Annotated in this window: 26 protein-coding genes; 11 read left to right on the plus strand and 15 right to left on the minus strand. The window is 71.6% G+C overall.

Going from position 1 to position 24443, the window contains the following annotated elements; all coding sequences use genetic code 11:
* Positions 1 to 66: 66 nt before the first annotated feature.
* From F0L46_RS02470 to F0L46_RS02480, 3 genes are all read left to right on the plus strand, one after another.
* Positions 67 to 942, plus strand: a complete 876-nt coding sequence (locus F0L46_RS02470) for a 4-(cytidine 5'-diphospho)-2-C-methyl-D-erythritol kinase (RefSeq protein ID WP_149815444.1) — start codon at positions 67 to 69, stop codon at positions 940 to 942.
* 9 nt (positions 943 to 951) lie between these two features.
* Positions 952 to 1701, plus strand: coding sequence for a 16S rRNA (uracil(1498)-N(3))-methyltransferase (locus F0L46_RS02475; RefSeq protein WP_149815445.1), 750 nt, complete (start codon positions 952 to 954; stop codon positions 1699 to 1701).
* Positions 1702 to 1817: 116 nt separating this feature from the next.
* Complete coding sequence (locus F0L46_RS02480; RefSeq protein WP_149815446.1) at positions 1818 to 2954, plus strand: carboxylate-amine ligase; 1137 nt, start codon at positions 1818 to 1820, stop codon at positions 2952 to 2954.
* Between the two features lie 243 nt (positions 2955 to 3197).
* On the opposite strand, the gene F0L46_RS02485 is transcribed toward F0L46_RS02480, so the two are convergent.
* Positions 3198 to 3692, minus strand: a complete 495-nt coding sequence (locus F0L46_RS02485; protein ID WP_149815447.1) for a hypothetical protein — start codon at positions 3690 to 3692, stop codon at positions 3198 to 3200.
* A gap of 123 nt (positions 3693 to 3815) precedes the next feature.
* Between F0L46_RS02485 and F0L46_RS02490 the strand changes: the two genes are divergently transcribed.
* Positions 3816 to 4898: a PA0069 family radical SAM protein gene (locus tag F0L46_RS02490; RefSeq protein WP_149815448.1), complete on the plus strand. Its 1083-nt coding sequence runs from the start codon at positions 3816 to 3818 to the stop codon at positions 4896 to 4898.
* A 254-nt stretch (positions 4899 to 5152) separates the two neighbouring features.
* Here F0L46_RS02490 and ppdK read toward each other — a convergent pair whose 3' ends face one another.
* The 3 genes from ppdK to F0L46_RS02505 all read right to left on the minus strand — a co-directional run bounded on the left by ppdK (position 5153) and on the right by F0L46_RS02505 (position 9794).
* The gene (gene ppdK, locus F0L46_RS02495; protein ID WP_149815449.1) at positions 5153 to 7831 is read right to left on the minus strand and encodes a pyruvate, phosphate dikinase; all 2679 of its coding nucleotides are present in this window, start codon (positions 7829 to 7831) and stop codon (positions 5153 to 5155) included.
* Positions 7832 to 7996: 165 nt separating this feature from the next.
* Complete coding sequence (locus tag F0L46_RS02500; RefSeq protein WP_149815450.1) at positions 7997 to 8872, minus strand: hypothetical protein; 876 nt, start codon at positions 8870 to 8872, stop codon at positions 7997 to 7999.
* Positions 8873 to 9140: 268 nt separating this feature from the next.
* Positions 9141 to 9794 (minus strand): L,D-transpeptidase, encoded by a 654-nt coding sequence (locus F0L46_RS02505; protein WP_149815451.1) that lies wholly within the window; start codon positions 9792 to 9794, stop codon positions 9141 to 9143.
* A gap of 330 nt (positions 9795 to 10124) precedes the next feature.
* Here F0L46_RS02505 and F0L46_RS25995 point away from each other — a divergent pair, with 330 nt between their 5' ends.
* Positions 10125 to 10286 carry a hypothetical protein gene (locus F0L46_RS25995; RefSeq protein ID WP_188311825.1) on the plus strand — a complete coding sequence of 54 codons (162 nt, stop codon included), beginning with the start codon at positions 10125 to 10127 and terminating at the stop codon, positions 10284 to 10286.
* 65 nt (positions 10287 to 10351) lie between these two features.
* Positions 10352 to 10639: a hypothetical protein gene (locus F0L46_RS02510; protein WP_149815452.1), complete on the plus strand. Its 288-nt coding sequence runs from the start codon at positions 10352 to 10354 to the stop codon at positions 10637 to 10639.
* A 13-nt stretch (positions 10640 to 10652) separates the two neighbouring features.
* On the opposite strand, the gene F0L46_RS02515 is transcribed toward F0L46_RS02510, so the two are convergent.
* Complete coding sequence (locus tag F0L46_RS02515; RefSeq protein ID WP_149815453.1) at positions 10653 to 10883, minus strand: hypothetical protein; 231 nt, start codon at positions 10881 to 10883, stop codon at positions 10653 to 10655.
* A gap of 152 nt (positions 10884 to 11035) precedes the next feature.
* Between F0L46_RS02515 and F0L46_RS02520 the strand changes: the two genes are divergently transcribed.
* Positions 11036 to 11428: a hypothetical protein gene (locus F0L46_RS02520; RefSeq protein ID WP_149815454.1), complete on the plus strand. Its 393-nt coding sequence runs from the start codon at positions 11036 to 11038 to the stop codon at positions 11426 to 11428.
* Positions 11429 to 11675: 247 nt separating this feature from the next.
* Here the strand turns inward: F0L46_RS02520 and F0L46_RS02525 are convergent, their stop codons facing one another.
* From F0L46_RS02525 to F0L46_RS02535, 3 genes are all read right to left on the minus strand, one after another.
* Complete coding sequence (locus F0L46_RS02525) at positions 11676 to 12698, minus strand: Tim44 domain-containing protein (RefSeq protein WP_149815455.1); 1023 nt, start codon at positions 12696 to 12698, stop codon at positions 11676 to 11678.
* Between the two features lie 158 nt (positions 12699 to 12856).
* A complete protein-coding gene (locus tag F0L46_RS02530) occupies positions 12857 to 13219 on the minus strand; it encodes a response regulator (protein WP_149815456.1) in 363 nt (120 codons plus the stop codon).
* A gap of 110 nt (positions 13220 to 13329) precedes the next feature.
* On the minus strand, positions 13330 to 13590 hold the full coding sequence (locus F0L46_RS02535) for a DUF3072 domain-containing protein (protein WP_149815457.1): 261 nt from the start codon (positions 13588 to 13590) through the stop codon (positions 13330 to 13332).
* Positions 13591 to 13724: 134 nt separating this feature from the next.
* On the opposite strand from F0L46_RS02535, the gene glpK reads away from it, so the two are divergent.
* Positions 13725 to 15209, plus strand: coding sequence for a glycerol kinase GlpK (glpK, locus tag F0L46_RS02540; RefSeq protein ID WP_149815458.1), 1485 nt, complete (start codon positions 13725 to 13727; stop codon positions 15207 to 15209).
* A 7-nt stretch (positions 15210 to 15216) separates the two neighbouring features.
* Here the strand turns inward: glpK and F0L46_RS02545 are convergent, their stop codons facing one another.
* The 3 genes from F0L46_RS02545 to F0L46_RS02555 form a co-directional block, all read right to left on the minus strand.
* Positions 15217 to 16074, minus strand: a complete 858-nt coding sequence (locus F0L46_RS02545; RefSeq protein ID WP_149815459.1) for a sulfite exporter TauE/SafE family protein — start codon at positions 16072 to 16074, stop codon at positions 15217 to 15219.
* A 221-nt stretch (positions 16075 to 16295) separates the two neighbouring features.
* Complete coding sequence (locus F0L46_RS02550) at positions 16296 to 17267, minus strand: DnaJ C-terminal domain-containing protein (protein ID WP_149815460.1); 972 nt, start codon at positions 17265 to 17267, stop codon at positions 16296 to 16298.
* A gap of 180 nt (positions 17268 to 17447) precedes the next feature.
* On the minus strand, positions 17448 to 17933 hold the full coding sequence (locus tag F0L46_RS02555) for an RT0821/Lpp0805 family surface protein (protein WP_240539828.1): 486 nt from the start codon (positions 17931 to 17933) through the stop codon (positions 17448 to 17450).
* A 22-nt stretch (positions 17934 to 17955) separates the two neighbouring features.
* Here F0L46_RS02555 and pdxH point away from each other — a divergent pair, with 22 nt between their 5' ends.
* Complete coding sequence (gene pdxH, locus F0L46_RS02560) at positions 17956 to 18588, plus strand: pyridoxamine 5'-phosphate oxidase (RefSeq protein ID WP_149815461.1); 633 nt, start codon at positions 17956 to 17958, stop codon at positions 18586 to 18588.
* 219 nt (positions 18589 to 18807) lie between these two features.
* On the opposite strand, the gene F0L46_RS02565 is transcribed toward pdxH, so the two are convergent.
* Positions 18808 to 19641, minus strand: a complete 834-nt coding sequence (locus F0L46_RS02565; protein ID WP_149815462.1) for a hypothetical protein — start codon at positions 19639 to 19641, stop codon at positions 18808 to 18810.
* A gap of 51 nt (positions 19642 to 19692) precedes the next feature.
* Positions 19693 to 20274, minus strand: coding sequence for a hypothetical protein (locus F0L46_RS02570; protein WP_149815463.1), 582 nt, complete (start codon positions 20272 to 20274; stop codon positions 19693 to 19695).
* A 287-nt stretch (positions 20275 to 20561) separates the two neighbouring features.
* On the opposite strand from F0L46_RS02570, the gene F0L46_RS02575 reads away from it, so the two are divergent.
* The gene (locus F0L46_RS02575; RefSeq protein WP_149815632.1) at positions 20562 to 21284 is read left to right on the plus strand and encodes an SDR family NAD(P)-dependent oxidoreductase; all 723 of its coding nucleotides are present in this window, start codon (positions 20562 to 20564) and stop codon (positions 21282 to 21284) included.
* Positions 21277 to 22359, plus strand: a complete 1083-nt coding sequence (locus F0L46_RS02580; RefSeq protein WP_149815464.1) for an FG-GAP repeat domain-containing protein — start codon at positions 21277 to 21279, stop codon at positions 22357 to 22359. Before F0L46_RS02575 ends, F0L46_RS02580 begins: the two co-directional genes overlap by 8 nt.
* Positions 22360 to 22760: 401 nt before the next feature.
* Here the strand turns inward: F0L46_RS02580 and F0L46_RS02585 are convergent, their stop codons facing one another.
* Both F0L46_RS02585 and F0L46_RS02590 read right to left on the minus strand, forming a co-directional pair.
* Positions 22761 to 23189 (minus strand): CBS domain-containing protein, encoded by a 429-nt coding sequence (locus tag F0L46_RS02585; protein ID WP_149815465.1) that lies wholly within the window; start codon positions 23187 to 23189, stop codon positions 22761 to 22763.
* Between the two features lie 97 nt (positions 23190 to 23286).
* Entirely contained in the window at positions 23287 to 24114 is an 828-nt protein-coding gene (locus tag F0L46_RS02590; protein WP_149815466.1) for a rhomboid family intramembrane serine protease, read from the minus strand.
* Positions 24115 to 24443 lie beyond the last annotated feature (329 nt).

The following is a 24443-nucleotide window of genomic DNA, read 5'->3' on the forward strand; positions in this document are numbered from 1 at the left end:
CGTCGCCAAGGTGTTCGAGACCTTGGGACGCGAGGAGGGCCAGCAGGGCCAGCGGATCCGCGGGCGATGAGCCCCGCGGGGCCGGGCGCCGCCGAGGCCCCCGCCAAGGTCAACCTCTACCTCAAGGTGGTCGGGCGGCGCCCCGACGGCTACCACCTTCTCGATTCCCTCGCCGTCTTCGCCGACCCCGCCGACCGCCTCGCGGCGGAGCCGGCAGACGATCTCAGCCTCGTGGTGGACGGCCCCTTCGCGGGCCGCGCCGGGCCGGTCGAGAGCAACCTCGTGCTCAAGGCCGCCCGGCTCCTGCGGGAGCATGCGCGGTCTGGCATGGGCGCGCGGCTGCGGCTCACGAAGCTCATCCCCGTCGAGGCGGGGCTCGGCGGCGGGTCCTCGGACGCCGCCGCGGCCCTGCGCCTCCTCGATGCCCTGTGGGAGACGGGTTTCGACGAGGCGCGCCTGCGCGAGATGGGGGCCAGGCTCGGCGCGGACGTGCCCGTCTGCGTCGCGGGACGGCCCACCCTCATGGCCGGGATCGGCGAGGCGCTGACGCCCGCCCCTGCCCTGCCCCCGCTCGCGATCCTTCTCGTCAATCCCGGCGTCGCCACCGCCACGCCCGCGGTATTCCGCGCCTATGCGGCCCTCGAGCGCGGGCCCGCGCCGCCGCCCCTCGCAGGCCCGATCCGCGACGTCGAGCATCTCGCCGAAGAACTCCGCCTGCGCGGCAACGACCTCCTCCCGGCGGCCTGTACGGTCGCGCCCGTGGTAGGCGAGGTGGTGGCGGAGCTGGAGCGCCTGCCGGGCGCCGTCCACGCCTCCATGAGCGGCAGCGGCGCCACGGGCTTCGCGCTGTTTCGCGACACCGCGGCGGCCCGGACCGCCGCCGAGACTCTCGCCGAGCGGCGTCCCGGCTGGTGGAGCCATGCGGGCGCCGTGCGGGCATAGGATACCGCCATGGCGAAGTACGATTTCGACGCCCCCCGCCTCTTCCTCGACGCCCCGCTCAGGCTCGGCGCCCGCGTCGCCTTGGACCGGGCCCAGGCCAACTACCTCCTCAACGTGCTGCGCCTGCGCGAGGGCGGATCCGTGCTCGTCTTCAACGGGCGCGACGGCGAGTGGCGGGCCGAGGTGGCGCCGGACGGGCGCAAGAGCGCCGACCTCGTCACGACCGAGCAGACCCGCCCGCAGGAGGCCGGCCCCGACGTGGTCTACGCCTTCGCGCCGCTCAAGCACGCGCGCCTCGACTACATGGTCCAGAAGGCCGTCGAGATGGGGGCAAGCCGCCTCCAGCCCGTGATCACCCGGCGGACCCAGGCCCAGCGGGTGAACCTGGAGCGCATGCGCGCCAACGCCATCGAGGCCGCCGAGCAATGCGGGATCCTGGCGCTGCCCGAGATCGCGGCGGAGGCGCCCATGGAGCGGGTCCTGGCGGAGCTGGAGCCGGACCGTGATCTCGTGTTCTGCGACGAGGAGGCGCCCGTCGGCGATCCCGTCCGGGCCCTGCGGCAAGGGAGCCGGAACCCGGCCGCGAAGGTGGCCGTTATCGTGGGCCCCGAGGGGGGCTTCACGGATGAGGAGCGAGCGCTTGCCCTGCGCCACCCACGCGTCGTTCGCGTGTCCCTTGGACCGCGGATCCTGCGCGCCGACACGGCTGCGGTGGCCGTTCTCGCCCTCGTCCAGACCGCGCTCGGCGACTGGCGCTAGACGCGCCCGCGAGACCGGCCGCTGGGTGAGGCTGCGACGACGCTAGCGGCCCTCACGCGCTTCATCCCACACGGCTTCGAGTGAGCGCTCCCGACCGGGAGCGCCAAGGGTACACCATGGTGCAAGAGTTCACCTTCGGCATCGAGGAAGAGTACTTCCTGAGCGATGCCAGGCGGCGCGACACCGCCCGCAACGGCACCCGCGGCTTCATCGAGGCCGCGCAGGACGCCTTCCCCGACGAGGTGCATCCCGAGCTGCTCGAATCGCAGGTCGAGATCGCGACCCGGCCGCTCTCCACCTGCCAGGAGGCGCGCGACACCCTGCAGCGGCTGCGCGGCGGCCTCTCCCGGCTTGCCCGCGAGCATGACCTCCTGCTGACCGCCGTGGGCACTCACCCCATCGCGGCCTGGACCCGCCAACGCGCCACCCCGCAGCGGCGCTACGGCAAGGTGATGCACGACCTCCAGATGGTGGGAAGCCGCCACGTCGTGTCGGGCCTCCACGTCCACGTGGCGCTCGGCGAGCTCGACGACCGCATCGACGTGATGAACCGCATCCTGCCTTTCCTGCCGCTGCTGCTCGCGCTCTCCACCTCCTCGCCCTTCTGGCAGGGCCAGCGCACGGGGCTGATGAGCTACCGCTCGGCGGCCGCCCAGGAGCTGCCGCGCTCAGGCCTGCCCGACCTGTTCGGCAGCGCCGCCGAGTACCAGCGCTACGTCGACACGCTCGTCGAGGCCCGGGCGATCGAGAACTCGAGCTTCCTGTGGTGGGTGATCCGCCCGTCCCTGAAGCATCCGACGCTGGAATTGCGGGTGGCGGACGTGTGCACCCGGGCCGAGGACGCGCTCGCCATCGCGGCGCTCTACCGCTGCCTCGTGCGCCACCTCGCCCGCTCGCCGGGGGTCAATCGCGGGCTCGACGGCGCCTCGCGGGCGATCGTGCTGGAGAACCATTGGCGCGCCCAGCGCTACGGCATCCACGGCAGCTTCGTCGACGAGGCCACCCGCAGCGCGAAGCCCGTCGCGGCCGTGCTGGACGAGACCCTCGCCCTCGTGGCCGAGGACGCCGCCGCCATGGGCTGCGACGCCTCGCTCGCCGTCGCCCGCGACATCCTGCACCGCGGCACCAGCGCCGACCGCCAGCTCGCCCTCTTCACCGACGCCACCGGCCGCGGCGCCACACCCCGCGACGCCCTGTGCGAGGTGATGGATTGGATCGGGGCGGAGACAGCGGGCGGGTCGGCGCGGCATTAAGGGCTAGCGTTGGAGAGGACTAACGCTGGATGACGGACTCCCCGTGTCATCCCCGGCCGGAGCGCGCTTGTCGCGCGGAGGGGAAGGGGATCTAGCGTAAGCGATGCTGCCGCGCAGCGGCTCACTTCGGCCCGCAAAGGGCCCTCGACGGGCATCAAGCGTCGCTTCGCGACAAGAGTTGCGCTGGATCCCCTTCCCTTCCGCCCTGACGGGCTCCAGCCGGGGATGACAGCCGTTGGCGCGTCACCCCCCGTCCCGCACGATCCCCACCGGCAGCCGCACCACCCGCGCCCTGGCGGGCTCCGCCACCCGGCTGCGGTGGACGAGGTCGCCGGGGCGGAGGCGCGGGCCGTGGAGGCGCCCCTCCAGGAGGGCGGGCAGCCGCTCGCGCCAGGGGCGGGCGAGGCGGCCGATGGGGAGGCCGGTGCCGGACGCGGTGAGGGTGAAGCGGTCGAGGGCGCGAATCCAGCCATCAGCAGGCATGTCGCCGTCGCGCAGGCACAGGAGCCAGTCGCGCCGCGCGATCCCCGCCGCGGCGGTCCAGGGGTCGTCGCCCGGCCCGATCACCACGAGGGCCGCGCCGGTCGCATCGGCGACCCGGGCCACGTCCTCGTCGTCCCGCCGGGCGATCACCACGGCATCGCCGACGAGCCCCTCGGCGACGCCGGGGACGAGGTGGGACAAGGTGACGGCGAGCGCTTCGACGCCGCGCTCAACGAGAACGAGACCTGTGATCATGGGCGCATCATAACGCGACCCGGGCGCGTGATCTCGCAAGTGCGAAAAGAAAATTGCGGACAGCCGACTCCACGGCCGCGCTTGTTCCTGATATGTTCGCGCTCCCGCCCTGGAGAGCGCCCGATGTCCCCTCCCCGACAGCCCCTGCCCCACCGCGGCCGCGGCGCGGTGTCGAGCCCGCACGCGCGCTTCGAGCCGCTGGCGCGGGAGGGCTTCGACGACGGCTGGGACATCGCCGAGGAGGCGCCGCCGCTTGCCACCGACGTTGCCATGGAGGCGGCCCGCTCCATCATCAGCCGCAACGATTCGCCCGACATCGGCTTCGACCGCTCAATCAACCCGTACCGGGGCTGCGAGCACGGCTGCGTCTACTGCTTCGCCCGCCCGACGCACGCCTATCTGGGGCTCTCGCCGGGGCTCGATTTCGAGACGAAGCTCTTCGCCAAGCCCAACGCCGCCGAGCTCCTGACCCGCGAGCTCTCGGCGCCGGGCTACGTGCCCCAGGCCATCGCGCTCGGCGCCAACACGGACCCCTACCAGCCGATCGAGCGCCGCCTGCGGATCACGCGCGAGGTGCTGGAGGTGCTCTCAAAGTCGGGGCACCCGGTGGGGATCGTCACGAAGGGCGCGATGGTGACCCGCGACCTCGACCTCCTGGGGCCCATGGGACGGGCCGGGACAGCCAAGGTCGCCGTCTCTGTCACCACCCTCGACCCTGTGCTGGCGCGCCGGATGGAGCCCCGCGCCAGCGCGCCGCGCAAGCGCCTGGAGGCGATCCGGGCGCTCTCGGAGGCGGGCGTGCCGGTCCTCGTGCTCGCGGCGCCGCTGATCCCCGGCATCAACGACCACGAGCTGGAAGCGATCCTGGAGGCGGCCCACGCAGCCGGGGCGCGCGAGGCGGGCTACGTGGTGCTGCGCCTGCCGCACGAGCTCAAGGAGATCGTGCGCGACTGGCTCGTCGAGTATTATCCGGGCAAGGCGGAGCGGGTGTTCGCGATCCTGCGCGAGATGCGCGGCGGCCGGGACTACGATGCGGCTTTCGGCACCCGCCTCACCGGCACCGGCCCCTACGCCACGCTGACCGCCCGCCGCTTCGAGACGGCCCTGCGGCGGCTGGGCATGGCGCGTCGCGGGGGGTTGCGGCTGCGCACCGACCTTTTCGTGCCGCCGGTGCGTGGGGCACCGGGGCAGTTGAGCTTGTTTTGAGGGGGGACTCCCCTCTCAAACCAGCCAAACTCCCAACCCGCTGTCCCACTCTCACCCCCGTCCTGAGGTGCCCGCCGCAGGCGGGCCTCGAAGGGCGCTCCACGGATCGCCAGTCAGCTGTGGAGGCGTGGTGCGTGCTTCGAGACGCCCGCTGGCGCGGGCTCCTCAGCATGAGGGGGCGGGGAGATACCTGGATGCGCGTGGTACCCCCTCACCCCCGGCCCCTCCCCCATGGGAGAGGGGAGTCGCGCCCCTCAGGCCTGGCTCGCCACCTTGCCGCCGATCGCCGCTTGGGCGGCGGCGAGGCGCGCGATCGGGACGCGGTAGGGGGAGCAGGAGACGTAGTCGAGGCCCAGTGACTGGCAGAAGCGGATCGAGGCCGGGTCGCCGCCGTGCTCGCCGCAGATGCCGAGCTTGATGCCGTTGCGGGTCCGCCTGCCGCGCTCGGCGGCAAGCGAGACGAGCTCGCCCACGCCCTCCTGGTCCAGCGTCACGAACGGGTCCGCCTCGATGATCCCCTTCTGGACATAGGGGCCGAGGAAGGAGGCCGCGTCGTCGCGGGAGATGCCGAGCGTGGTCTGGGTGAGGTCGTTGGTGCCGAACGAGAAGAACTCCGCGCTCTCGGCGATGTCGCCCGCCCGAAGAGCGGCGCGGGGCAGCTCGATCATGGTGCCGACCTGGTACTCGATCTGCGTGCCCGTCTCCGTCATGACGGCCTGCGCCATGGCATCGATGCGCGCCTTCACGAGGTCGAGCTCGGCCTTCGTCATGACGAGGGGCACCATGACCTCCGGCGTCACGGGCGCGCCCGTGGCCTTCGCGGCCTCGGCCGCCGCCTCGAAGATGGCGCGGGCCTGCATCTCGGCGATCTCGGGATAGAGGATCGCGAGCCGGCAGCCGCGGAAGCCCAGCATCGGGTTGAACTCGTGCAGCTCCTGGGCGCGGCGCTTGAGCTTCTCGGCGCTCGTCCCCATGGCGCCCGCCACCTCCGCGATCTCCTCCTCCGTGTGGGGCAGGAACTCGTGGAGCGGCGGGTCGAGGAGGCGGATCGTGACGGGGAGCCCGCTCATGATCGTGAAGAGCTCGACGAAGTCCGCCCGCTGGTAGGGCAGCAGCTTGGCGAGCGCCGTGCGGCGCCCCGCCTCGTCCTCGGCGAGGATCATCTCGCGCACGGCGACGATGCGGTCGCCCTCGAAGAACATGTGCTCGGTGCGGCACAGGCCGATGCCCTCGGCGCCGAAGGTGCGGGCGGTTCGGGCGTCGAGCGGCGTCTCGGCATTGGCGCGGATCTTCATGCGCCGCGCCTTGTCGGCCCAGCCCATGAGGGTCGCGAACTCGCCCGAAAGCTCGGGCTCCTGCATCTTCACCTGGCCGAGCAGAACCTGGCCCATCGAGCCGTCGATGGTGAGGATCTCGCCCTTGGCGACCGTGCGTCCGCCCACCGTCATGGTCTGGTTGGCGTAGTCGATCCGGATGGTGCCGGCGCCCGAGACGCAGGGCTTGCCCATGCCGCGCGCCACCACGGCGGCGTGCGAGGTCATGCCGCCGCGGGTGGTGAGGATGCCCTCCGCCGCGTGCATGCCGTGGATGTCCTCAGGGCTGGTCTCGATGCGCACCAGGATGCACTTGCGCCCCGCCTTCCGGGCGGCTTCCGCGTCCTCGGAATTGAACACCACCTCGCCGGCGGCGGCGCCAGGGGAGGCCGGCAGGCCGGTGGCGAGGATGGTGCGGTCGGCCTTGGGGTCGATGGTCGGGTGGAGGAGCTGGTCGAGGGAGGCGGGATCGACGCGGCCGACGGCCTCCGCCTCGCTGATCAGGCCCTCGCTCGCGAGCTCCACCGCGATGCGCAGGGCGGCCTTCGCCGTGCGCTTGCCGCTGCGGGTCTGGAGCATCCAGAGCTTCCCCGCCTCGATGGTGAACTCCATGTCCTGCATGTCGCGGTAGTGCCGCTCCAGGATGCCGTAGATGCGCACGAGCTCGCCATAGGCCTCCGGCATCTCGGCTTCCATGGAGGGCTTCGTGGAGCCGGCCGCGATGCGGGCGCGTTCCGTGATGTCCTGCGGCGTGCGGATGCCCGCCACCACGTCCTCGCCCTGGGCGTTGATGAGGAACTCGCCGTAGAGCTCGCTCTCGCCCGTGGAGGGGTTGCGGGTGAAGGCCACGCCCGTGGCCGAGGTCTCGCCCATGTTGCCGAAGACCATGGCCTGGACGTTGACGGCGGTGCCCCAGCTCGCGGGGATGGCGTGCAGCTCGCGGTACTTGATGGCGCGGTTGTTCATCCACGAGCCGAACACGGCGCCGATGGCGCCCCAGAGCTGCTCCTGCGGATCCTGCGGGAAGGGCCGGCCGAGATGGCGCTCGACGATGCCCTTGTACTGGCCGATGAGGGTCTTCCAGTCGGCGGCCGTGAGGTCCGTGTCGAGGGTGTAGCCCTTGCGGTCCTTGTAGCCGTCGAGCACCTCCTCGAAATGGTGGTGGTCGATCTCGAGCACCACGTTCGAGTACATGGTGATGAAGCGGCGGTAGCTGTCATAGGCGAAGCGCTCGTCGCCCGCGGCCCTCGCCAGCGCCTCGACGGTGCCGTCGTTGAGGCCGAGATTGAGGACCGTATCCATCATGCCCGGCATGGAGGCGCGGGCGCCCGAGCGCACGGAGACGAGGAGCGGGTTCGCCGGATCGCCGAAGGCGCGGCCCGTCAGGCGCCCAACAGTGTCGAGCGCCGCGCGCACCTGGCCCTCGAGCTCAGGGGGGTAGGACTGGCCGTGGTCGTAGTAATAGGTGCAGACCTCGGTGGTGATTGTGAAGCCCGGCGGGACGGGAAGCCCGAGGTTCGACATCTCGGCGAGGTTCGCGCCCTTGCCGCCGAGCAGATTGCGCATGCCGGCCTCGCCCTCGGCCTGACCGTCGCCGAAGGTGTACACCCACTTCGTCATCGCTGTCCCCAAATGCTCAGCCGTTCAAGCCGCCCACGGGCGGGTTCATGGCTTGGCCCAAGCCAAGCGCTTTTGCAACAGCGGCAGAACAGCCAAGTTCCCTTACGGGAGCATGTTCGTCCGGCAGTTGCGGTGCGCCGCGATACGTGACGCGGCGTCGGGTTCTCAGGCCATCGTGCCCGCGACGAGGCGCAGGCGCGGCGGCTCGGGCATGGCGCGGGGAGCGTCCGACGGGCCGCTGGCGGCGAGCCCCGAGCGTGGCATCGGCGCCGCGCGGGACACCACGGGAAGCGGGTCGACGGGATCGAAGCGGAAGGGCTCGGGGTTCAAGACGCCCGTGCGGTAGAACTCGTCGATGCGATCCTGCACCTTGCGCGGCACCACGGCGCTGAGGCGCGGCCCGCCGGGGGCCGGTGCAAGGATTGCGGCGCCCGTCGGCGCGACCCGCATGTCGGCCGGGATGGGCGGCCAGTCGCCGACCGGGCGGCGCTCGGCGAGAAGCCGCTCGGCGCGGCTCGGCTCGACCGGCGCGGGCGGCGCGACGGGGGCCGGGTTGCGCGAGCCGGCGGGCGAGACGCGGGGCGCGCCGGTGCCGGCCACCGGCCGGTCGTCGGCGATCAGGGGATTGGGGACGAGACCCGGCGTCGCGAAGGCCTGGGGCGTGATGGGCTGGCGAGGCGTCCGCCCCGGCACGAGCCCGGCCGCGTCGGGGCGCTGCGGAACCGGCGCCTGACGCGCGGGCGCCTCGCGCCGGGGCGTTGCGGGACGCACGGGCTCGGGGGCGACGAGGCGGGAGGCACGGCGGCTGGCGTCCAGCGCTTCCTGCTCGCGGATCGCCTGCTTGAGGCGGGCCTGCGCGCCCGTGTCGGGCTCGCGGGGCTGCTCGCGGTTGCGGCCGTCGTTCTGGCGCGGATCGAGGGTCGGCGCCTCGGTCCGGGCTTTCAGGAACGCCGCGAGATCGCGCTGCGTCTCCTCGAGCGTCTTCTCCAGAACACGCTCGATGGCCGCTCGGTTATTGACGTTGACAGGAGGGGACGACACGCAACGCTCCCACGGATCCGCTCATCCGTATAACGCTCAAGGTAGCCGAGCGGCTATGCGGTTTGGAGAGGGCATGCAGGGGAAACTGTGATCGGCGTAAATTTTTAGATTTAACGGCGAGAGCGGAGAGCGCTGTAGACAGAGGTTTACGTTATAAGGGCCACAGGCGATCGGGCCTGTTTGCTGGATAGAATAACGCACCGTTCGGCCAACTCCGACCGGTGCATTAAGTCTCCTTGATCATATATCTCGGACGCAAAGGAGGCCCTCAGGTCCGCAGACGGCCGCCCCGCTTGACGTAGACCGTCGTGCCGACGGGCACGCGGTCGTGCAGGTCGCGGACGTCCTCGTTGAGCATGCGGACGCAGCCCGACGAGACGGCCTCGCCGATGGACCAGGGCTCGTTCGTGCCGTGGATGCGGAACAGGATGTCCCGGCCGCCCTGGTAGAGGTAGAGGGCGCGGGCCCCGAGCGGGTTGCCGATGCCGCCCTCCATGAAGCGTGGCAGGGTCCGGTTGAGGCTCACCATCGTCGTGGTGGGGCTCCAGGCCGGCCACACGGACTTGCGCCCGACGGTCGCGACGCCGCGCCACGAGAAGCCCTGGCGGCCCACGCCGACGCCGTAGCGCAGCGCCTTGCCCTCGGGCTGGACGAGATAGAGGAAGCGCCGGTCGATATCGACCACGATGGAGCCCGGTGCCTCGCCGCCGTCATAGGCCACGACCTGGCGGTTGAACTCGGGGCGCAGCCGCGTGCGGTCCACTTTCGGGATCGGGTGCGGGCTGTCGGGGATCACCTCGCCCGTATACCATCCCGAGAGATCGTCCTCGGCCGTGACGGCGGTCTGGGCCTGCTGCACCGTGTTGCAGGCGGCGACCGGGGCGCCCAGGAGAGCGGCGATGAGGATGCGTCGAGAGATCATGAGCCTTGCTTACGAATCGATCATGCGAGACCCAGCACTAGCAGGCGGGGACCGCAAGCGGTGTCGCATCCCCGCCACAGGCTGGGATCTTATCGGCAGTTGTCCGGATCACGCTCGCGCGAGACGGCGGCCCGCGGCTCGACCCGCGCGATGCTCGCAGCGGGGCCGGGAATGCTCGCCTCGCCAGAAAAGGTAGCGTTGTCGTGGCACGACAACTCGTGGAACCCTTCGTTTTCGCCAAGTACCCCAGTAACCTCACCCCCGCGAAAACCCATCCTTTAGATTTCCCGGGCAGTATGGAGGCTCATTCATCCCTCCGTTGCAGGTGAAATGTCTTACTCGGCTTGGGTGATCGGCCTGGCCTTCGTGCTTCTCGTGATCGCCCTCGTCGAGTGGCTGTCGCGGGACGAGGAGCCTTTGGGCTGGGCCCGGCCGCTCGAGCGCTGGAAGGACAAGCGGTCCCGCCGCTCCCAGCCGGACGCGGACGGCTGACACCCTTGCGCCGGAACCCGCCCTCGCGGCGGGACGTTGGCGACCCGGTTCCCCGGAGTGACGCCATGCCCCTACGCCTCGCCGCCCTCGCCCTGATCGCCTCGACCGCGCTCGCCGCGGCGCAGGGCACGGTGCCGCCGCAGACCCCGCTTCCGGGGGTCGCTCCGGGTGCCACGCCGAACGCCACCCTGCCCGCCGCGCCCGGGAGCCCGCCGGCCTCGACGGCTGTCGACATCTCGGCGTCGCGTCCCGAGAACCTGCCCTTGATGGAGGGCCGCCCCGCCGCGACGCAAGCCGTGCCGGGCCCGAACGATCCCGGCGCGATCCCGCCGAGCCCGGCGCCGCGCCCTTGAAGGTCGGACCGCCCTACATCATCGGCTGCGGGCTCGTCGGGTTCGAGGGGATCTCCGGCGGCGCCGTCGGCGGAACCCCGACGGGCTCCGAGGGGACCGGCGCCTGCTCGGGCACGGGCGAGGGCACACCGATCGGCACGTCGCGCTGAGGCGCCTCGCTCGGCGTTCCCGGCCGGGCCGGCGCCGGGTTCGGATCGGCGGGCGTGGGGTCCGGGAAGGCTTGCGTCTGCAGGGTCTGGCTCACGGATGCTCTCCTGGTCACCGATATTTGGGGTCAACAGGGGGCGGGAAGCCCGGTTCCGGCGCCGTCGCGGGCGGCGGGGCCTGCCCTAGCCCCGTCCCTGGACAAAAAGACCGCCGATCCCCACATGATGGGGTCAGGCAACCGGACCGAGCATGGCCGCCATCTCCCTCTCCGTCGACGGCGACAAGATCCAGATCTCGTTTCAGAAGGACGAGCAGACCACGGCCGTCGTCATGGATGCGGGCTCGGCCCGCACGCTCGCGGCCGCGCTGACGCAGCTCGTCGAGGTCATGGCGCAGGCCGGCGACGCTCCCTTGGCCGACGAGGACGCCGGCGAGCTCGAAGGCGACATCGAGGACGTGACCTCGCCCACCATCGACATCGGCGTCGACGAGGAGGGCCAGCCCATCCTGGCGCTTCAGGCCGGGGCCCGGGAGCCCATGCTGCTGCGCCTGCAGGACGACGAGGCGCGCCACGTCGCCGAAAGCCTGCTTTCCATCCTGGAAAGCCCCCGCGACGTCCGCCAGAGCCGCGGCGGGCACTGACGGGGGGAGCCCCCCGCCGATCCAATCCTCACCCTCGTCCTGAGGTGCCCTGCGGAGCAGGGCCTCGAAGGGCGCTCCGCGGATCTCCCTCCCGCTTACAAGCGTGGTGCGTGCTTCGAGACGGCCTGCTTCGCAGGCCTCCTCAGCATGAGGGCGGTGGAGAGAGGCGACCCTGCCCTACCCCCCAAACGAAAACGGCCGGCGTGGCGCCGGCCGTCCTCTTGCATATCGCGTCCGCCCGTGGGCGTCAGACCTGCTGGATGCCCGAGAGGCTCCAGGAGGCGCCCGGCTCGCGCCGGAAGGTCCAGACCTCGGTGGCCTCGGTGAGGCGCGTGGGGTCGCCCTCGATCACCCGGCCTGTGGCCCGCTCGGTCACGCCCTCGCGCAGCTGGTAGCGCATGGCGACCGTGGCGTAGTCGACGCCGTTCTCCCGCCAGGCTTCCGCGAGATCGCCCTGGAGGAGCTTCACGTCGGTGACGTGGGCCTTGACCCCGCGGCGGCCGTCGTCGGAGAGCTCGCCCTCGAAATAGGACGCCATCTCCGGCGTGGTGAGCGTGCGCAGCGTGCCCACGTCGCCCCGGTCATAGGCCGCCTGGACGGCCACGAGGTTGCGCTCGAAGGCCTCGAAATCCGCCGGCAGCACCTGGAGCGGCGCCTGCGCGGCGGGGCCGCCCATGGGACCCGGGCGCGTGCCCGCGGCGGCGCCCATGGCCCCCATGGGGCCGAGGCCTGAGCGCTGGGCGCCCATCGGGCCAGGTCCGCCCGTCGGGCCACCCATGCCGCCCAGGGCGGAGCGCTGCTGGGCCGCGAAGGAGGGCTCCTGCCGGCGGCGGAAGAACCGCAGCGCCAGCATGATGAGCCCGCCGATCAGGAGCACCTGCAGCACGAAGCCGAGGATCGAGGCGAGGCCGCCGAGGCCCCCGAAGAAGCCCGCGCCGAACAGCGCGCCGAGCAGGCCCGCGCCGAGGAGACCCGCGAAGAAGCCGCCGCCGAAGCGCGGACGCGCCGCCTGGGTGCCCAGGTTGCCGGGCGCGCCGGGCTGCCGGAAACCAGGCTGGGCCGGACCGGGCTGCGTGATCGTGCGGTCGAACGGACGGGCCTGGGTCGGCGCCGTCGGCGTCGAGGGGGGAGCCTGATAGGTGCGTCCGCCGCGGGAGCCGAACGAGCCGGAGCGGCCCGCGCGGGCGTCGGCGACGTCGGCCGCAGCGAGCGAGAGGATCGCGGCGAGCGCGACCATCGCAAAGGAGCGGCGAGAAGCGTGGTTCAACATATCCGTTCACCTGTCGGGGAATGCCGCGACGCGCCGGGGCCTGACGCCTTGGCGCGGGGCCGCTGCCCCATGATCCTTATATGGGAAACCACGCACGAAAATGCGAGGGGTTCCCCGGGAACAAGCGTGAGCGGACGGAATTGCCGTCAACGGCCGATTTACGCGGCCGCGGCGACCGGCTGGGCAGCGAGCGCGGGACGCACCGGCGCGGGAGCCGTCGCCGCGCGCTGGAGGAGCGCCGCGACGTCGGCGGGCGACGCTGTCCGCTCGATCACCAGGGCCTCGCGGGCGCGGTGATGGGCCTTGAACTCGTCGACGAGCACAGCGGCGCAGACCATCGTGTGGGGGATGACACCCACGACCAGACGGTCGATTCGCGCGCGATCCATGCGCAGGCGGGAGAAGCCCTCCTCCCCGCTCGCGGCCTCGACCACGGCGTAGCCCGCAGCGCCGAGATAGGCGGAGAGAAGCTCGCGCTTCATCCGGTCGCCCTCCACGATCAGAACCCGTTCCCGCCTCACGTGCCCGCTCCATCTGCGTTTGGAGCCGGCACGCTCGTCCGTCATGGTTAACAAAAGGTTAAGGCGGGCCCGCCCCGTCAGAGATCGGACCCGCCTGTGGCGGACGGGGCTCAGCGCCCGGTCTTGTGCTTCATCTCGTCGATGCGCTTCGACGCCTCGGCCTTGTCGAGCTCCGGGTCGTAGGCCTTCGGGTCATGGGCCTGCTCGGAGAGGGTCTTCAGGTAGGAGGCCTGCGCCCCCGTCATCGGCTCGTGGCCGGTGACCCAATCCTCCGGGTCCTTCACCTGGTTCGTGTTGGGATCCGGGTTCACCTTCGGGTTCTCGACCTCGACTGGGTCCTTGTGGCGGCTCTTCGCGTTCTGCTGGGCCATGAGGGGCTTCCTTGTTCGCTAAATGTTCTCCTCTGGAAACGCCCCATCGGCGGCCGGGTTCCGGCCCTCCCGCGTGACAAGAGCGGCGACACCCGCCAAGGTCTCGGCAACAAGGATTTCAGGGGAAACGCATCATGAGGGACGTCGTCGGCGCCATCGATCAGGGCACCACGAGCACGCGCTTCATCGTCTTCGACGGCGACGGCGCCATCGTCGCCATGGCGCAGCGCGAGCACGCCCAGGTCTATCCGCGCCCGGGCCTCGTCGAGCACGACGGCGAGGAGATCTGGCGCAACACCGAGGCGGTGATCGCGGAGGCGCTTGCGAAGGCGGGGATCGCGGGGAGCGACCTCAAGGCCGTCGGCATCACCAACCAGCGCGAGACCACGCTCCTATGGGACCGGCGCACGGGCGCACCGCTCCACAACGCCCTCGTCTGGCAGGACACCCGAGTCGACGCCATGGTGGCGGAGCTTGCGCGCGAGGGCGGCAAGGACCGCCTTCGCGCCACGACCGGCCTGCCGCTCGCGAGCTACTTCTCGGGCCTCAAGCTGCGCTGGCTCCTCGACAACGTGCCGGGCGCCCGCGAGCGGGCGGAGAGCGGCGACGCCCTGTTCGGCACGGTGGACGCGTTCCTGCTCTGGCGCCTCACGGGCCGCCACGTGACGGACGTGACGAACGCGAGCCGCACCCAGCTTATGGATCTCGCGACGCTCGAATGGGACCCCGCCATCCTCGACCTGTTCGGCATCCCGGCCACCTGCCTGCCGGAGATCGTCTCCTCGAGCGAGGTCTACGGGGAGGCCGTGTCGGGGCCGCTGAAGGGCGTGCCCATCGCCGGGATCCTGGGTGACCAGCAGGCGGCGCTCGTGGGCCAGGCGTGCTTCCGTCCCGGCGAGGCGAAGAACACCTACGGCACCGGCTGCTTCATGCTCATGAACACGGGCGAGACGCCGTTCCCCTCGAAGGCGGGCCTCGTCACCACCCTCGCCTACCGCTTCGGCGCCGCCCGGCCCGTCTATGCCCTGGAGGGCTCGATCGCGATCGCGGGGGCGCTCGTGCAATGGCTGCGCGACAATCTCGGTCTTATTGAGCACAGCGCCGACATCGAGGCGCTCGCGGCCTCCGTGCCGCACAATGGCGGTGTCGTGATCGTGCCGGCCTTCTCGGGGCTCTACGCGCCCTACTGGAACGAGGCGGCGCGCGGGCTCATCGGCGGCCTCACCCGCTATGCGGGCCGAGGCGAGATCGCCCGCGCCGCCCTGGAGGCCACCGCCTTCCAGACCCGCGACGTGCTGGAGGCCATGGCGCAGGATTCCGGCATCCGCCTCACGGAATTGCGGGTCGACGGCGGCATGACGGTGAACGGCCTGCTCATGCAGGTGCAGTCCGACCTCCTGGATCTCCCCGTCGTGCGCCCGAAGGTGACGGAGACCACGGCGCTCGGCGCGGCCTATGCGGCGGGGCTTGCGGTCGGCGTCTGGTCGGGGACGGACGAGCTCGCCGCGAACTGGGCCGTCGACCGCCGCTGGACGCCCTCGCTGCCCGCCGACGAGCGCGAGCGCCAGGTGGCGCTCTGGGCCAAGGCCGTCGGCCGGTCCCTGGACTGGACCGGCTGAGGCCGCCTCAGCCGACGATGAGGCTCCAGAGGAAGCGGACGCAGACGAGCAGGAGGAAGATCCCGAACGCCACCTCCAGGCGGCGCTTCGACAGGGTGTGGGCGAACCGCGCGCCGATGGGCGCCGTCCAGATGCTGGTCGGCACGAAGAGCGCGAAGCCGATGAGGGAGACATAGCCCACCGCAAGGGGGAACTGGAGCGCCGCCACATCCGGGTAGGCGGCGGCCTTGGGCCAGCCCGCATAGAGATAGCCGATGGCGCCGGGGATCGAGATGAGGACGCCGAGCCCCGACGACGTCGCGACCGCCTGGTGGATCGGGCGGCCGTAGAAGGTCATGAACAGGTTGGAGAGCTGCCCGCCGCCGATGCCCATGAGGGCCGAGAGCAGGCCGATGACGAGGCCGTAGAGCGTCATGATGGGCCCCGTCGGCATCTCCGTGCCGAAGCGCCACGAGTCGCGGGCGAAGAGGAGCCGCACCGCCGAGATGCCCGCCACCGCGACGAACACCCCCTTGAACAGGTCCGCGGGGGCGTAGCGCGCGACGAGGCTGCCGAGGATCACACCCGCCACCACGGGGATCGCCCATTGCCGCAGCACCGACATGTCCACCTTGCCCTTCGCCCGGTGGGCGTTGAACGAGCGGATCGAGGTGGGGATGATGACGGCGAGCGAGGTGCCCACGCAGAGCGGCATGCGCACCTCGTCGGGCACGCCCACCGCGCGGAAGAGCTCGTAGAGCGCCGGCACCACCACGGCGCCGCCGCCCACCCCGAACACCCCCGCGAGAAGCCCCGTCGCGGCGCCTGCCGCGAGCAGCGCGACCGCGAGGAAAGCGACGTCCGAGTACGGGATTCCGAAGATCATGGGGCGCCCTTGCGCGGGAGGGGCGCCCTCTTTGCGTCAGGCGGCGGGCCGGAGCAAGGCTGCTCCATGCATAGGCCCGATGCGCGGGCGCGGGCGCCCGAGCCGGCTCCGCGCGTATCGAGGGACGCTGCCGCAGCTCTCTGGGGACCCTGCAACATCCTTCGAGGCTCACCTACAGCTGAGCACCTCGGGACGAGGGCTAAGCCCTCCCGCCGTTGTCCTCAGCCCTCGACGCGGGCGGCCCGGCGCTTGCGGGCATAGGCGACGAGCTCCTCGTCGGGCCCCTCGGGCAGCTTGATCTCCACCACCACGTAGAGGTCGCCCGTGCCCTCCTTGGAGGGGAGGCCCTTGCCGCGCAGGCGGAAGGTGCGGCCCGAGCTCGTCATGGGCGGCACGGTCATCGCGACCTCGCCGTCGAGGGTCGAGACGCGCACGTTGGCGCCGAGCACCGCCTCGTCGAGGGCGATGGGCAGCCGCAGCCGCAGGTTCGAGCCCTCCACCGTGAAGCGTGGATGGGGCGCGATGCGGATGGTGAGCATGGCGTCGCCCGGCTCGCCGAAGGGGCTCGCCTCGCCTAGGCCCCGCACGCGGATCACCTGCCCGTCGGTGACGGCCTTCGGAATGCTCACGTCGACGGAGCGGCCGGTGGGCAGGTCGAGGCGCTTCTTGGCGCCCTGCGCGATCTCCTCAACGGTGACCGTGAGGGTGACCGACACGTCCCCTCCCCGTCCCGTGGTGCGCGAGCGGGTGCCGCCGGTCGCTCCCGCTCCGCCGCCGCCGGCACGCTGCTCGGCGGCGCGGAACGCCTCGCCGAAGATCTGGGAGAAGATGTCGTCGCCCCCGGGACCCGTGCCCGCCCCGGCGCCCGGTCCCGCGCCGCCCTTGCGCCCGCCGAAGCCGAACCCGAAGCCGCCCCGGCCCATGCCCTCGCCGCGCCCGCCGGAGAAGCCCTCGAAGCCCCGGAAGCGCGGCTTGCCGTCCCCGTCGATCTCGCCGCGGTCGAACTGCGCGCGCTTGGCCGCGTCGCCGAGGATCTCGTAGGCCTGGTTCACCTCCGAGAAGCGCGCAGTCGCCTTAGGGTCGTCCTGGTTCTGGTCGGGATGGTAGGCCTTGGCGAGCCGGCGGAACGCCTTCTTGATCTCGGCCTCGCTGGCCGATTTGGGCACGCCGAGCACGTCGTAGGGGTCACGCATGGGCCATCATCCGGTGCCGCGGGGGTTCGTGCGCCCAGGGTTCTCCCGGGCATGAGCGGCTCCCGCTCATATGGGTGGGGTGTTGCCGAGCGGCAACAACGGGACGACGCGATTTGACGTCCAGGTTAAAGGGACAGGCTTGCGCGAGGGTTTCAAGCCCTCATGCCGGCAAAGGAGCGCTCAGGCGGGCTTGCGCCAGGGCTTCACGTCCTGGACCGTCCATTCCTCGCCCGAGGGGCGGCAGGCCGAGCCCTGGAGCCATTTGGTCTCGTCCTGCCCGCCGAGCGAGGCGATGAAGGCGCGGCAGACGAGGTCGTTCTTCACGAAGGGCGAGCCCACGGGGGCGAAGGTGCCCTTGAGCAGCGTGTCGGGATTGTCCCAGTTCACCACGGCGCCATTGCCCTGCGGGTCGAGGGCCACCGCCATCGCGGCCTTGGCGCGGCGCCAGTCCTCGGTGCCGAGATCGGGCGAGAGCGGCGAGATGGAGCGGGGCGTCGTGGAGCCCGTCACGTCGCGGTCGGCGCCGATGGAGGTGATGGGCATGGTCACCGAGCAGCCGCCGAGCACGAGGCCGGCATATCCGGCAAGACACGCGAGTGCGACGCGCGCGCCGTCGACTCGCGCCGCCGCGATCCTGTACACCCGTCGCGACAGGGCCTGCCTCACGCGCCGCTCCACCCGATACTCCATGACCACACGAGGGGATAAAACCGTGAATGGGTTAAAAGCCGGTGACTTCACCGAGGCCGAGGAGCCGTTCGCCCTCTTTCGCGACTGGCTCGGGGAGGCTACCGCGTCCGAGCCCAACGACCCCAACGCCATGGCTCTCGCCACTGTCGACGAGACGGGGCTGCCCAACGTGCGCATGGTGCTGCTCAAGGGCTTCGACGAGACGGGGTTCGTCTTCTACACGAACACGGAATCGAACAAGGGCCGCGAGCTGCTCGGCCAGGGCAAGGCGGCGATCTGCCTGCACTGGAAGTCCCTGCGCCGGCAGGTGCGGGCCCGGGGCCCCGTCACGGTCGTGGACGACGCCGAGGCCGACGCCTATTTCCAGAGCCGCCCCCGCGACAGCCGCATCGGCGCCTGGGCGAGCCGCCAGTCGCGCCCCTTGGAGAGCCGGTTCGCCCTGGAGAAGGCAGTGGCGGTGCACGCGACGCGCTTTGCCGTGGGCGACGTGCCGCGCCCGCCGCACTGGACGGGGTTCCGTATCGCGCCGGTGAGCATCGAGTTCTGGCAGGACCGCCCCTTCCGCCTCCACGACCGCGCCGTGTTCACGCGCGGGAGCGAGGGCTGGAGCCGGGAGATGCTTTATCCTTGAGGCGATCGGGGACGGGGACGGGCGCGGCTCCCTCCCCTTTCATCACACTCCCCACCCCCTCATGCTGAGGAGCGCTCGGAGAGCGCCTCTCGAAGCACGCAGGACGGGGCCACAGTTCCCCGGAGCCCTCTGGGGCATCCTTCGAGGCCCACGCCGTGGGCGCCTCAGAGCCTGCCCCCGCGGAGGCAGGGGGCGAGGTTGGAGCATAGCCCCCTCGTCTCACGCGTAGATCGGCCGTCCGATGCGGGCCATCATGCGCAGCGCCTCGACCGTGAGGCGCAGGTGGTCGGGCGAGGGCTCGATGCTGATGCGCTGGCGCAGCACCGTCATGGCCGAGCGCCAGAGCGGACCGCCTTCGAGACTCTCCACGAGGCCGCCCGTGAAGTCGGGGTCCTTCGCGCCGTCGAGAAGGGCTGCGGTCTCCTCGGGCGAGAGCAGGAGGCGCGCGGCCAGGACCACGTCCTCCTCCCAGGGCAGGGCCCACCGCGCGGAGGGCGTGCGCTCCGCGCCGCCCAAGCGATAGAGGTCGAGGACGAGGCCGCCCTCCCCTCGATGAAGCGCGATGCGGTTGAGGTCCGGATCGCTCCAGTTGCCCCAGCGCCACGAGCCGAGAATGCGCGCGCGCTGGCCCGGCGCCAGCACCATGGCCGCCGTGCCCGTCCGGTGGAGGGGTGCGTCCGGTGGAGGCGTCGCGAAGCCGAGCGCCAGGGCCTCCTCGCGCGCCTCCGGCAGCAGGGTGGCGGGAAGCGTGACCCCCGCGATCCGCTGGGCGATGTAGCGCTCCAGGGGCTCGCGGGCGAGCCCGAGACGGCGCCCGTCGTCGAAGAACTGGAGATAGGCGGCGGCCGGGCCGTCCACGCTGCTGCGGCCGGTGAGAAGGCCGTTCTCGAAATGGAGCGCGGTGCCCGTGAACAGGCCGGATTCGGTAGCCTCCGTGAAGAAGGCCTCCGGATCGACGAGGTGACGGCGCTCGTCGAGCGCCGCCTTGAGGCGAAGGCGTGCGATCCCGCCGATGGCGGCGGGATCGAGACGCGTGAGATCGAGGGGGCCCATCTCGTCACCTCTCGCTTGGCGGGGATCCGGCGCGGGAGCCGGACCGCCGGATCACTGGAGCTTGTTGCCGCGGAAGACGCTCACGCCGTTGCGCGAGGCGTTGCCATTGCAGCTGCACTGCGGTCCGCAGCACCGGGGGCAGCCCTCGCCGGCTCCGGACGCGCCGTCGACGTCCGATCCGGTCGCGCCGACCTCGCCGCAGCCGCCGGCCTCGCCGACGCCCGACGAGGAGCCGCAGCCGCCCGCGGCGTCCAGGGAGTCCGAGCCGAAATCGTAGCCCCCGTCCATGCCGCCGCACGAGCCCGACGAGCCCACCGCCCCGGCGCCGCCGGCCTGGCTGGGCATCAGGATCCCGTTGTCGGAGCCGTTCGCGCCGCCGCAGGCATTCGTGGCGCCGGCATCGCCGATGCCGCCTGCCCCGCCCGCGCCGCCGCAGCCTGTGGCGCTGCCCGCCGCGCCGCAGCCGCCCGCCTCGCCGGCCGCTCCGCCGCCCGCTCCCTCGCCGACCCTCTGGCCGGACTGGAGAAGCTGAAGCATGCCCATCAGAATGTCGTTGAACGACAGGCCGGCCTTGCCGTCGAGGCTGGCCCACTGGCTCGTGTCGATGTTCTGTTGATTAGCCCCGATCTGCATAGGAACTCTCCGGCACAAACAGAAAACGTGATATCCGCATCACAGGTTTTAACTCGGCGATAACACTATCTAAGTCAAACACATTTGAACAACGAAGTTTGTTGTTAATTGAGGTAATATATCATTTCAAGATATTGAATATGCTGAACCGATGGTTAAGCTTGGCCGCCGCATAACATCGGCTTAGGCATGGACGGTCGGGGGCTGGCGTCGTAGGGTCCCGCCGCACCCCAGCGGAGAGCGCAGCCTTGCCAACGAGCCAGTCGTCCAACCAGAGACGCCGCGTGATGCTCCTCACGGGCGCGAGCCGCGGCATCGGGCATGCCACGGTCAAGCGGTTCTCGGCCGCGGGCTGGCGCGTCATCACGGCCTCCCGCCACGCCTTCCCCGAGAACTGCCCCTGGGAGATGGGGCCGGAGGACCACCTCCAGGTCGACCTCTCGGATTCCGAGGACACCCGCCGCGCCATCGAGGACGTGAAGAGCCGTCTCGAGGTGGAGGGGAGCCAGCTCCACGCCCTCGTGAACAATGCCGGCATCTCGCCCAAAGGCCCCGGCGGCTCCCGCCTCAGCGCCATCGAGACCGCGCACCGCGACTGGCTGCACGTGTTCCAGGTGAACTTCTTCGCGTCCATCATGCTGGCGCGGGGCCTGTGCGAGGAGCTCACCCGGGCCAAGGGCTCCGTGGTGAACGTGACCTCCATCGCGGGCTCGCGGGTCCACCCCTTCGCGGGCGCGGCCTATTCCACGTCGAAGGCGGCGCTGGCCGCGCTCACCCGCGAGATGGCGGCGGATTTCGGTCCTCTGGGCGTGCGCGTCAACGCGATCTCGCCGGGCGAGATCGACACCTCCATCCTCTCGCCGGGCACCGAGCGGCTCGTGGAGCAGATCCCGCAGCGGCGCCTCGGCACCCCGGACGAGGTGGCGAAGGCGATCTACTTCCTGTGCACCGACATGAGCTCCTACGTGAACGGAGCCGAGCTGCACATCAATGGCGGCCAGCATGTCTGACCTGCGCCGGGGGCTCGCGGCCCTCGCGCTCGTGCTGGCGGGGCCCGCCGCAGCCGCCGAGGTGGCCGTGCTTCCGCTCCCCTTTGCGGTCGAGGAGTTCCGCGGGCCCGGCAGCTATCTGGCCCGCATCGCGCCGACCGCCGATCCGGCGCTCCGGCGCCCCGGTCGCGAGGGCCCCGTGGCGCTCGCCTGGGGCGCGGGCGGCGCGGCGGCGCTGACGCTCGCGGACGGCGAGGTTTCGGTGATTCCGCTGCGCGGCAATCCGTCGGGGCTCGGCGAGCGCCCGGCCGACGCGATCCCCCATGCCCGCCAGGCCGCCGAGGGGCCGATCAAGGCCTATCTCGCCTCGCCGCGCACGGATTACGGCCACGGCGTCCTGGGCGATTCCGTCGAGGCAGGCACCCTCGTCATCGAGGAGCGCCGCCCCGTCCAGGCGGGTCCGGGCGTGCAGAAGGTGCCTGTCACGGTGACGCGCCTGGAGGCCGGGCCCGACGCGGTCTTCGAGGACCTGGAGCCGCGCCTGGCCGATCTCGACGGGGACGGCGTGCCCGAGATCCTCGTCGTACGCTCCTCGAAGAGCGCGGGCGCCGCCCTCGTGATTGCGGGACGGCGCGAGGGCGTCTGGCGCATGGTCGCCGAGACGCCCGCGATCGGGACGTCGAACCGCTGGCTCAATCCCGGGCCGGTGGCCGACTTCGACCGCAACGGCAAGCCCGACATCGTGGTGGTGCGCACGCCCCACATCGACGGGGTCCTCCAGGTCTGGACCTGGGACGGGGGCGGCCTGCGCCTCCTGCACGAGAAGGCGGGCTACTCGACCCATGCTCAAGGCTCGACGGCCCTCGACAACGCGGCCGCTGCCGATCTCGACGGCGACGGCACGCCGGAGATCGTGGCCCCGACCCTCGACCGGCGCGCCATCGCGATCCTCTCGGTGGGCCGCGGCATCGACGAGCGCGCCCGGATCCCCCTCCCCGCCCCCACCGGCCGCGGCCTCGCGGTGCTTGGCACGGGGCGCGGGGCGCGGATCGTGGTGGCGCTGGAGGACGGGCGCGTGGCGGTGGTGAAGCCTTGAGGGAGTGGTGAGGGACGTTTCGCTTCGGCGGTGATCGCCGGGCGGGGCGCACGCGTCGTGCGGAGCGGAATGCGATCCAGCGCAATGTCGATGCCGCGAAGCGGCTCGGGATGGCCCTCAAAGGCCCGTGACGGGCATTATGCGTCGCTTCGCGACAAGAGTGGTGCTGGATCCCCTTCCCCTCCAGCAGCTCACGCTGCTTCCGGCCGGGGATGACACGGGGAGCGTGCCACGTCTGTCATCCCCGGCCGGAGGCGGCTTGTCCGCCGGAGTGGAAGGGGATCCAGCACGGCTTGCTGCGCCGAAGGCGCACTCTATGCCCGGCCAGGGCCCTTGGTCGGCCAGCGCGGGTCGCCGCGCCGCATGCAAGCGCGCCTTCCCTACGCGAGCGTGCCCGCCCCTCAGCTCGTGATGTACTCGCGAAGCGCCTGCTGCTCCGTCTCCACCTCGGCGAGGCGGCGCTTGACGATGTCGCCGATGGAGACAATGCCGATGAGGCGTCCGCCCTGCACCACGGGCACGTGGCGGAACTTGCCGCGGGTCATGAGCTCCATAACCTCGACGATGACGATGTCGGGCGTGCAGGTCACCACCTCGGCGGTCATGTGCCGCGAGACGGGATGGTCGAGGGCCGCCGCGCCGCCCCGGGCGAGCGCCCGGACGATGTCGCGCTCCGAGAGGATCCCGGCCACGGCCCGGCTCCCCTCCGAGACGATCACGGCGCCGATGCGGCGCTCGGCGAGGAGGTGCGCGGCTTCGGCCAGCGTGCGATCGGGCGCGATGGTGACGACGTCGCCTCCCTTCTCGGCCAGGATGTGCTGAACGCTCATGGTTCCCTCCAAGGCCGGGCTCTTGCCGCCGCGGGGCGGGCGGCCCGGCTCGTCAGGGGAGTGTGCCGTCACCCGGGCCCGCTTTCAAGCGAGGGGCTCACCCCCGGTCGGCCTCGTCCCGGTCCGGCACCCCGACGGCGTCCCGCAGCGGGTCGAGCAGGGGAAAGAGCGCGAGGCCCGCCAGGAGCCCGCCGATATGAGCCTGCCACGCGATGGCGCCGCCCGCGATGCCGAGAGGCCCGGCGAGGAGCCCCACCGCGATGTCGACGGCAAGCCACACGCCCAGGAAGCCGAGGACGCGAGGATTGCCAGCGATGGCCCGCAGCGTCTGGCGCGGGCGCTCATGCGGCTCCAGGGGGATCCAGGGCGGCACGGGCGTGAACACGAACCACGCCGCCGCGGCGACGAGCCCCGAGACGCCGCCCGACGCCCCGATCATCGGCACCACGGCGTAGGGGTCGGCGAGGAAATGCGCGCCCGCCCCCGCCAGGACGGCGGCGAGGGTGAGGCCGAGGAACCGGGCCGGCCCGAGGCGGCGCGCCACCGGGGTGCCGAAGGCGACGAGCCAGACGGCGTTCGAGAGGAGATGGGCCCAGGAGGCGTGCAGAAGCCCGTAGGTGGCGGCGGTCCAGACCTTCGCCTCCCCGTCCGCCAGCACGATGGAGGCGAGCCCGGCGAGGTCCCTCGCCTCCTCGGCGCCGCGCGTCGCGAGCTCGGTCGCGACCGCGTCGAGGCCGCCCGACCCGAAGGCGAGGCTCCAGCGCGCGGGCACGAAGGCGAGCTCCAGGAGCAGGCGGAAATCCGTCTCAGGGGAGAGAAGCCCACGCCCGACATGGATCGCGGCCAGGAGGCCCGCCGTGAGGATCACCACGCCGGGCAGGTTGAACATGGGCTCCCGGCCGGGGGAGTACGGGCGCTCGCTCATGCCACGACGATGGGTGGCGCGGGGGCATCCGGCAAGGCTGCGCGGCGTCGCGGGGCAAAAAAGAAGGGGAGAGCGCAGCCTGCACCCTCCCCTTTGACGTCGAGCGTCGCTCCCTCGCCCGCTTGAAGCAGGCGGAGCCGATGACGTTGCGCTCTCGTGTCGAGTCCGCCGGCGGGAACCAGACCCTGATCCGCTCCCGCCTCAACCGTGGCCCGATCACCATGGCCGAGGCCACCCGGCCGGGCAACGTCAACCATCCGTTAAGGTTAACTAATGGTTTCCGGAAACAACCCGGTGGGGTTCGGCATAACCCCTGCTCCACGGCACCC

The sequence above is a fragment of the Salinarimonas soli genome, assembly GCF_008386575.1.
GTDB lineage: Bacteria > Pseudomonadota > Alphaproteobacteria > Rhizobiales > Beijerinckiaceae > Salinarimonas_A > Salinarimonas_A soli.

Bases quoted from the DNA above. Each gene is read 5' to 3' on its own strand.
- F0L46_RS02470 (WP_149815444.1), top strand. From the start codon at position 67: ATGAGCCCCGCGGGGCCGGGCGCCGCCGAGGCCCCCGCCAAGGTCAAC.
- F0L46_RS02475 (WP_149815445.1), top strand. From the start codon at position 952: ATGGCGAAGTACGATTTCGACGCCCCCCGCCTCTTCCTCGACGCCCCG.
- F0L46_RS02480 (WP_149815446.1), top strand. From the start codon at position 1,818: ATGGTGCAAGAGTTCACCTTCGGCATCGAGGAAGAGTACTTCCTGAGC.
- F0L46_RS02485 (WP_149815447.1), bottom strand. From the start codon at position 3,692: ATGATCACAGGTCTCGTTCTCGTTGAGCGCGGCGTCGAAGCGCTCGCC.
- F0L46_RS02490 (WP_149815448.1), top strand. From the start codon at position 3,816: ATGTCCCCTCCCCGACAGCCCCTGCCCCACCGCGGCCGCGGCGCGGTG.
- ppdK (WP_149815449.1), bottom strand. From the start codon at position 7,831: ATGACGAAGTGGGTGTACACCTTCGGCGACGGTCAGGCCGAGGGCGAG.
- F0L46_RS02505 (WP_149815451.1), bottom strand. From the start codon at position 9,794: ATGATCTCTCGACGCATCCTCATCGCCGCTCTCCTGGGCGCCCCGGTC.
- F0L46_RS25995 (WP_188311825.1), top strand. From the start codon at position 10,125: ATGTCTTACTCGGCTTGGGTGATCGGCCTGGCCTTCGTGCTTCTCGTG.
- F0L46_RS02510 (WP_149815452.1), top strand. From the start codon at position 10,352: ATGCCCCTACGCCTCGCCGCCCTCGCCCTGATCGCCTCGACCGCGCTC.
- F0L46_RS02520 (WP_149815454.1), top strand. From the start codon at position 11,036: ATGGCCGCCATCTCCCTCTCCGTCGACGGCGACAAGATCCAGATCTCG.
- F0L46_RS02525 (WP_149815455.1), bottom strand. From the start codon at position 12,698: ATGTTGAACCACGCTTCTCGCCGCTCCTTTGCGATGGTCGCGCTCGCC.
- F0L46_RS02535 (WP_149815457.1), bottom strand. From the start codon at position 13,590: ATGGCCCAGCAGAACGCGAAGAGCCGCCACAAGGACCCAGTCGAGGTC.
- glpK (WP_149815458.1), top strand. From the start codon at position 13,725: ATGAGGGACGTCGTCGGCGCCATCGATCAGGGCACCACGAGCACGCGC.
- F0L46_RS02545 (WP_149815459.1), bottom strand. From the start codon at position 16,074: ATGATCTTCGGAATCCCGTACTCGGACGTCGCTTTCCTCGCGGTCGCG.
- F0L46_RS02550 (WP_149815460.1), bottom strand. From the start codon at position 17,267: ATGCGTGACCCCTACGACGTGCTCGGCGTGCCCAAATCGGCCAGCGAG.
- pdxH (WP_149815461.1), top strand. From the start codon at position 17,956: ATGACCACACGAGGGGATAAAACCGTGAATGGGTTAAAAGCCGGTGAC.
- F0L46_RS02565 (WP_149815462.1), bottom strand. From the start codon at position 19,641: ATGGGCCCCCTCGATCTCACGCGTCTCGATCCCGCCGCCATCGGCGGG.
- F0L46_RS02570 (WP_149815463.1), bottom strand. From the start codon at position 20,274: ATGCAGATCGGGGCTAATCAACAGAACATCGACACGAGCCAGTGGGCC.
- F0L46_RS02575 (WP_149815632.1), top strand. From the start codon at position 20,562: ATGCTCCTCACGGGCGCGAGCCGCGGCATCGGGCATGCCACGGTCAAG.
- F0L46_RS02580 (WP_149815464.1), top strand. From the start codon at position 21,277: ATGTCTGACCTGCGCCGGGGGCTCGCGGCCCTCGCGCTCGTGCTGGCG.
- F0L46_RS02585 (WP_149815465.1), bottom strand. From the start codon at position 23,189: ATGAGCGTTCAGCACATCCTGGCCGAGAAGGGAGGCGACGTCGTCACC.
- F0L46_RS02590 (WP_149815466.1), bottom strand. From the start codon at position 24,114: ATGAGCGAGCGCCCGTACTCCCCCGGCCGGGAGCCCATGTTCAACCTG.